At 43.9% G+C, this 7,295-nt stretch carries 7 protein-coding genes; 2 read left to right on the forward strand and 5 right to left on the reverse strand.

Going from position 1 to position 7,295, the window contains the following annotated elements; all coding sequences use genetic code 11:
- Together T370_RS25420 and T370_RS0120535 are read left to right on the forward strand one after the other, a co-directional pair.
- The coding region (locus T370_RS25420) for a hypothetical protein (RefSeq protein ID WP_029436848.1) at positions 1-297 on the forward strand (297 nt) is incomplete at its 5' end.
- Entirely contained in the window at positions 294-902 is a 609-nt protein-coding gene (locus T370_RS0120535) for a hypothetical protein (protein ID WP_029436849.1), read from the forward strand. The genes T370_RS25420 and T370_RS0120535, both read left to right, overlap by 4 nt.
- A gap of 73 nt (positions 903-975) precedes the next feature.
- Here T370_RS0120535 and T370_RS24645 read toward each other — a convergent pair whose 3' ends face one another.
- The 5 genes from T370_RS24645 to T370_RS23230 all read right to left on the reverse strand — a co-directional run.
- Complete coding sequence (locus T370_RS24645) at positions 976-1,905, reverse strand: site-specific integrase (RefSeq protein ID WP_077073067.1); 930 nt, start codon at positions 1,903-1,905, stop codon at positions 976-978.
- A gap of 11 nt (positions 1,906-1,916) precedes the next feature.
- Positions 1,917-3,098, reverse strand: coding sequence for a restriction endonuclease subunit S (locus T370_RS25800; RefSeq protein ID WP_282705466.1), 1,182 nt, complete (start codon positions 3,096-3,098; stop codon positions 1,917-1,919).
- Between the two features lie 23 nt (positions 3,099-3,121).
- Positions 3,122-6,295 (reverse strand): type I restriction endonuclease subunit R, encoded by a 3,174-nt coding sequence (locus T370_RS0120545; protein WP_029436851.1) that lies wholly within the window; start codon positions 6,293-6,295, stop codon positions 3,122-3,124.
- Positions 6,296-6,307: 12 nt separating this feature from the next.
- Positions 6,308-6,922 (reverse strand): protein adenylyltransferase Fic, encoded by a 615-nt coding sequence (gene fic / locus T370_RS0120550; protein ID WP_029436852.1) that lies wholly within the window; start codon positions 6,920-6,922, stop codon positions 6,308-6,310.
- A gap of 10 nt (positions 6,923-6,932) precedes the next feature.
- Positions 6,933-7,295: restriction endonuclease subunit S (locus T370_RS23230; protein WP_211250541.1), on the reverse strand; the 363-nt coding region annotated here is incomplete at its 5' end.

Here is a 7,295-nt window from a genome sequence, read left to right on the forward strand (position 1 = left end):
TCCTTTCAGGAAGTGTTCACAGACGTGCCCATCCACGTTTGTCGGAACCTGTATTTCGGTGAAGCGCGGCGTTTTGATTTGTATAACACTTCCAAAGCGCGGGAAGCGGTGGAGAAGAACAGCAGGACGCTGGATTTTCCGGCTGTCGGCAACCGCGTGGCCGACTGGCTGTATTCCAGACGCATGTCCATCCGTACAGCCCATCCTGAAATGCCCTTCGGCACACGGGCGGAACTGCAACGCTGGCGGGGAGTGTGCGCGAAAATGTTTGATTCCGTTATGGGGGAAGCGTCATGAGCATGGATACTGTGATTGATCTCGGCAAGGCGTGCGGCAGGGATTTATCCAAAGCGGAAGCGGCCCGTCTGCGGGAGGTCGGCAACAGGCTGAATCTCCGGGAGGATGACGCGCTCTGGCCGTTGCTGGCCGCGATGGAATATCAGCGCGTCTACTATGAAGCGTTGCCGGAGAAAATCGCCGCAGCGTCCAAAACCATCATGGACGGCATGGCCGCTGCCGCAGAAAAGGAAACTGCCGCCGCACAAGCCAAGCTCACCGACAGCTTGGTGCAGGAGGGACAGAACCTTGCTTCAAAGATTCAATACGGCAAGTTGGTGCCGATGTGGCTGCTGGCCCTGATTTGCCTGTTAGCCTACGGGAGCCTGATGCTCTGGGCGGGCTTCCGTATCGACACCGGCAGGGACATTCCTCTTGCGGCACTCCTGCACATGCCCTCCGGCTGGCTTATCAGCGGGCTGTGTCTCGCGACGGGTGTGTTTTGTGGTACTTTGAGCGCAATGAGCTTTGCCGAAGCGGAGAAAGTGTGGCACAAAAAAGGATTGATAGCGCTCTTTTTTCTAATGTTAGGGGGGATCATATTTAATCACATGATAACATACTGAATTAACTATATGCTCCGCTTCGGCAAAGCTTAACTCCCTTCATCCGCATCACCGTACAATATCTATAAACTTTTCAACTAAGACTTGATATGGAACGCATCACCAAATCAATATCTTGATTTTCAAGTTCATGGATAATATGAAGATAAGTTTTTTGTGTTGTTGTCATGCTGGAATGCCCAAGCCTGCGTGCCACGCTGGCAATTGATACTCCAGCAAACAATAATAATGAGGCATGAGTATGTCGTAACCCATGAATAGAAATTACAGGAATTCCAGCATTTTTACAATGCCTTGCCAGTATTGCATTTGCTGTTGAGTTGTACATCTGTTCTTTTACAACAAAGATGGGATCTGCTGGCGGCATATTTTTGACAAGTTCTGAAAATTGAATAACTGTCTGCCAGTCAATCTGAATTTTTCGTACAGATGATATATTTTTTGTTGGGAGAAAACCTCCTTTTCCTTTGTAGTCCCATGTTTTGCTGATGGATAAAGTTTGATGCGCAAAATCAAAATCTTTGGGTGTGATAGCTAACGCTTCTGAAAAACGTATTCCAGTTTTTGCTACAAGAAGAATCAGCCAGTCCCAGCATATTCCCCTATGAAGATTCAAATTAGATAAAAGTTTATGCAGTTCAAATTGATTTAAGTATTTTATTTTCTTTTCACGAGGACTTTTCCCTTTTATAATTGCCTTGCGTGTTGGATCTTTTGCGATTAATCCTTCATCAACAGCATCAAGAATAGCTCCTTTTAACTGATGATGAAAATCCATAGTCGTCTGGCGCTCATGAAAAACTGCATAATCATTGAGAAGCTGTTGGTATGCTACTCGTGTAACATCACACACACGAAGCTCAGGAGCCAATTTTGTTATCCATGACTGTGTCATAAGATATTTTTTCATCGTGACATTTCTGACAGCTCCATCTTTATATACCCTTATCCAGTGCGCATAATATTGGCAAAAAAGATCTGTCGCTTTTACCTTGCTCAACATAATTCTACCTCCTAGGTCAATAAAATATGCTTACGCTGATGAAGGGTGATAAGACGGTCGAGGTGACGGAAGAAGGTGCCGATGCGGGCTTGCTCAGATTGGTCTTTTGGATAAAAGATATCAGTTTGTAACAGTGCGGTTTTAGATAGTGACAAAACTTTAATCCCTTGCATTAATGGTAAAAGTTGAGTGCGATAGCATGGAGAATTGAAAAAGTATCCAAGATAAGCTGTCGCGAAGGCGATTTGGGGCCGACATGGTATGGTATGAAGGCCACTAATCACAATTTTATCAATAATATTAAATAATTCTGTGCACTTACCGACAGTTTTATCTTCAGCGGCATCAGCAAATACAATGTCGCCATTTTCAAGTTTTAATTCACTAATTTTATTAATCTTTTTTGTTTTTGCTACGAATGGAAGCTGTTCATTGGCGACATCAAGCACCTCTCCAAATTTTATCAACACATCGCCATAATGGATATTCTGTATCCTGCCATTTTCAGAAAGTTCAGCTCTTGAAAACGTATTATTTGGCAGAAATCCCGCCAAATCCCCCAACTTACGCTGTTCCCAAGCGATTGCTCTAAGCCCAGAACTCCATTCGCATGGCCTTGTAGCCATATTACAATTACACTGATGAAGGGCGACAAGGCGATCGAGGTGGCGGAAGAAGGCGCCGATGCGGGCTTGTTCTGGCAAAGTGGGTGTCAAAAATGTGAAAGACGCATACTCCTGAGCATTTACACCTGGCTGTCCAGACCGCTGTGAGGTAATATTAATAAACATTGCATAATTTTTAGTCAGAGTATTCTGGAAAACAAAATCTACATTGTATTCAGGTTTGACCCTTACCCTGATGAGAAAGCCCGCAAAATATACTAATCCATCATTTTTATTATAAATATATGTCTTCCCAACACTTGCTCCAGTTCTAGCAAATACAATATCTCCTTCTTGAAGAATAGAACTTTTAGCCTGATCCAAGTTTGTATCAGGTGATGTCAAATCAGTCTGCAAAAAAGACCTTGAATTATCATCAATGTCAGTAATTCTGATATATCTATTTTTTCCATCAAAGGGCTTTGCCGCAGCATTCAAACCATAGTCGAAAGAAGTACCAATTTCCCCCAGCTTACGCTGTTCCCAAACATGCGAAAGGGCCGGAGCAGAAGCTCCGGCCCTTTGGATGCAAAATTAGCATTCCACTTTGGTTAATCGTAAGTTTCCGGCTTTTGAATATCAAAACCTCCGCTGATGATAAACTCTCGAAGAAGATTATCAGCTTTTACCGACACTTTGGGAGGGATAAGTCTCTTTCCTTCCAGTGACTCAAAATATAATTTGGCTTTTTGTTTGTCTATGGTGTTTTTCAATGCATCATATCGACCGAATTCATTGATATTTTGTGTAGTCAGATGCAAGTTCATCATACTGTGCAGCATTTTTTCATCAAGGCCAAAAACGGAGGCGAGGACATGAATGCGTGCATCATGCTTTCTGAACAGATAATCTGAAATATACTCTCGAAAGGTCTTGCCCTCTTCATACACAAAATCTTCTCGCTGCATCTCGTGAAGCAAAATATTTGCCACCTTCTGCTCTTCCTGAGAAAGATTTGCAAATGTTTTATGCAGCTCATTCCGGGCTTGCTGTTTTTCTTCTTCACTTATATTTTCTTGGCGCGATGCTTTGATATACTTTACAAAACGACTGTTCATATAATCCGAGTCAATTTTATCCGTATCAATCGTTGTAATATATCCATCAAGATCATACGGGGCATCGTCTTCATTATTACCAGCACCTGTATCAGAATGTAACTCCTGATACCGCTTTACAAGAGTGTTATATGTATATTCATCAATTATAACTTTTACACTACATGGTCTGTTTGTTTCCCTATCTATAAATTCATAGCATGTTTTACCCCATGAAAAGCCCTGCACTTTGGCGGCGGAAAAATATTCATTAAGCTCATTAAATAACTTGACAAATTTATTCCGCTCTGAAGTATCGTCAGGAAGTTTGCTGAAATTTTCAATTTTTGCGCCGTTAAACAAATCGGAAATTTGGGCAAAAAGCCTGTTCATCCCCTCAATATTTTCGGGGAGCTTCTGAACAAAGAGGGCAAGTGGCTTGTTTCCGGAATACAGAGCCACGGCAGCCTCAATATTTTTCTCCATAGTATGCGGGTAACGATAATATTTAATAGTTCCAAACGGTTTGTCCGGCCCAAAAAGACGATTGGTACGGGAAAACGCCTGAATAATATTTTCATATTGGAGCAGTTTATCCAGATAAAGCGTATTGACCCATTTGGAGTCAAATCCCGTCAACATCTGATCGACCACAATCAAAAGATCGAGCTGTTTTTCAGGTTCCCGTCCAATGCGTTCATACGGTTTTTTATGCGCAAGTCTGGAGGCAATATCTTTCTTCATAGCGGCAAAAGTGGGAATACTGAAATGTTGCCCGTAGCGCGCATTATAGTCCTCAACAATTTCTTTCAGCCCGGCCTCCTTGTCGAGAGCCTTTGTGGCATCATCATTATCAATATTAGGGTCAAACAAGGCGGCAATTTTGAGTTTTGTATTGGCCAACTTAAACAGACGATAGTATTCTATAGCTTCCGGAATGGATGATGTAGCAAAAATTGCGTGAAATTTGTTTCCATGGCTGAGCGTTGACCAGTTTTCCAGAATGTCTTCCACAACCTTGTTTTGATGCTCAGGGGTTTGATACTGGGTATGAGGAATATAGTCCTCAATCCCCTTGCAGCGCTTCCCCGTGGCATCGGTATGCCCTGCCATGGGCATATTCATGTACTTATAGAAAATTTTTTCCTTTTTAGGGTCGGAGTGTACCTCTTCCTCATCTGAGGCTTTGGCCTGTTCCAAAGCAACAGCCTTCCGAACATCCTGATCTCTATAGGTCGCTACTTTATAAGGGTCAAACCCAAGTACATTTTTGTCGCGTATCCCGTCAGCAATACTGTACCGGTGCAACTCATTGCCGAATACAGTAGCTGTCGTACTTTTTTTCTTCTGATTTTCTTCGTGAATCGGCGTTCCGGTAAAACCAAAGAACATGGCCAGAGGGAATGTTTCCTTGATAATCAGCAGCATCTCCCCAAATGTGGAGCGATGACATTCATCCACAATAAAAACAATGCGCTTGGATCGCATTTTTTCCAAGTCCGCAGCATTCAGACCATATTCACCCTCATTCTTGATATTGCTCATTTTCTGGATGGACGTGACAATCAGGGTATCGGCCGGATCATTGCTTTTCAGTTTACCGGCAAGCACACTGGTGTTTTCCGTTGCCTGCACATCTTCATTCTCTTCAGCGAATCCCCGATATTCCTTTAAGCTCTGAGTTCCAAGTTCAATACGGTCCATCAGAAAAACAACCTTGTCGGCATCCTTGGAGGAAGCGATCAACTGGGCGGACTTGAAGGAAGTCATGGTCTTGCCGGAGCCTGTGGTATGCCAGACAAAACCACCGCGCTGATTTTCGCCCAAATTTTCAGCTTCCCAGCGAGCTTTGCCCACCTTGTCGGAAATGGCATTGGCAGCTTGGTATTGATAACTCCGCATCACCTTCAATATGCCGTCCGAATCATCGGCCACGGTGTAAAAGCCAATAAGCTGATGAGCCATAGGGATGGAAAGCAGGTCGCGTGTAAATTTATCCCATATATTGATTGGTTCGTTATGGAAATCCGCCCAGTGAAAATAATAATCAGGGTTGAATTTACCCTCCGGGCCGGGATTGGCAAAATAGAGAGCTTCTTCAGGATTCATGGCCACAAAAATCTGTACCAGCGAGAACAAACCGGTAAAGCAGCCCTCGGCGGCGTATTTTTGGATCTGGTTGCAAGCCTGGCTGACAGGAACGCCGCTTCTTTTCAATTCAATATGGATGACCGGCATGCCGTTGATCAGCAGCAGCATATCACCCCGGCGGTCATTGAGAAGTTTTGATTTGACGGAAAAGCGGGGCTGCCGGGCGATCTGATAGCGGCTCTGCCCAGCGGCTATTTCTTTGCGGTTATAAATTTTCAGGGAAATCTCTTTGCCAAAATGCAGCGTATCTTCAGGATTATCGCGCGTAATCTGAACACTGCCGCCATTGATGAAACCATTAAGCCTGAGTGGTGTTTTGAGTTCTTTCACCTGCTCCAGAACTTGTTGCATCTCTCCCTTTGTCAGCGGAAAATCATTGAGACGATCTATACCTCTGTTATTTTCAAACAGAATATTGGCCCAGTTCTGCAACAGTTTGGTTTCATCATAATTTTCCAGAACCGAGTCCTCCCACCCGACCGTAGGCAGCATGGCAACAAGCGCATCCTCAAAATCTTTTTCATTGCGAAATTTCATGCTTTCCTCGCGTCAATTACGACTCAGGTCTTCTGTACGGAAAATATGATAACCTTCATAGTGGTAGCTTGCGTCTATACCCTTCATATAGACGGTCCGGTCATTGACCTGATCGGTCAATGCCTTTTTCAAAAGATCCTTGATTTCAGCATCATTGACAGGACTGCGTTCCATTGCCTGCAAATAGGCTTCCCGGTCTATTCCGCTCCAGTCCACTACCACGCCCAATTCCTTTTTCAGCATGGCGTCCAGCCAGATGCGGGCACTGCGGCCATTGCCTTCCCGAAAGGGGTGAGCCACATTCATTTCCACATATTTTTCCACGATTTCATCAAAGCCGCCTTGCGGCATACGATCTATACGCCGCAAGGCGTCCGCCAAATAGAGGACGGACGCAAAACGGAATTGCCCCTTGGAGATATTCACATGGCGCATTTGCCCGGCAAAGGGATAAATATCTTCAAACAAGAACTGGTGGATAGCCGCGAGTCCGGCAAAAGTGCCTGTCGGAAGGGTGTCCAGCAGGCCCTGTTCAAAAAGCAGGGCCGCTTTTGCCTTACTCAGTTTCTCCTCGGCGCGGGCAAGTTCCGCCGCCTCGGTCAAACCCAGTTTGTTTTCCAATGTCATACGGCTTCCCCTATACGAACATCTTTTCAAGACAGGCTTTCTTGATATTTTGCAGCAATGCAACCTTACGCTGATGAAGGGTGATAAGACGGTCAAGCTGAGCAAAATACTTGCCAATAGCTATTTGTTCATCTATTTTTGGCACTTGAATATCAATATACATCATCTTTGTTTTTGCTATATTAAATCTCGAAATTCCCTGTGCCAAAAGTTTTATTTGCTTTCTTACCGATTCAGATCTAAGCATAAATGCAAGATAATCTAAATCAAACTTTACAGACGGTCTAAAACCAAAACAAAAGCTATTAAGATATGTGATACCTATTTTTTTCTTTAAAACACTGGACATTCCGACTTCTTCAGGCGTTTCAGA

Source organism: Bilophila wadsworthia ATCC 49260, assembly GCF_000701705.1.
Classification (GTDB): domain Bacteria; phylum Desulfobacterota; class Desulfovibrionia; order Desulfovibrionales; family Desulfovibrionaceae; genus Bilophila; species Bilophila wadsworthia.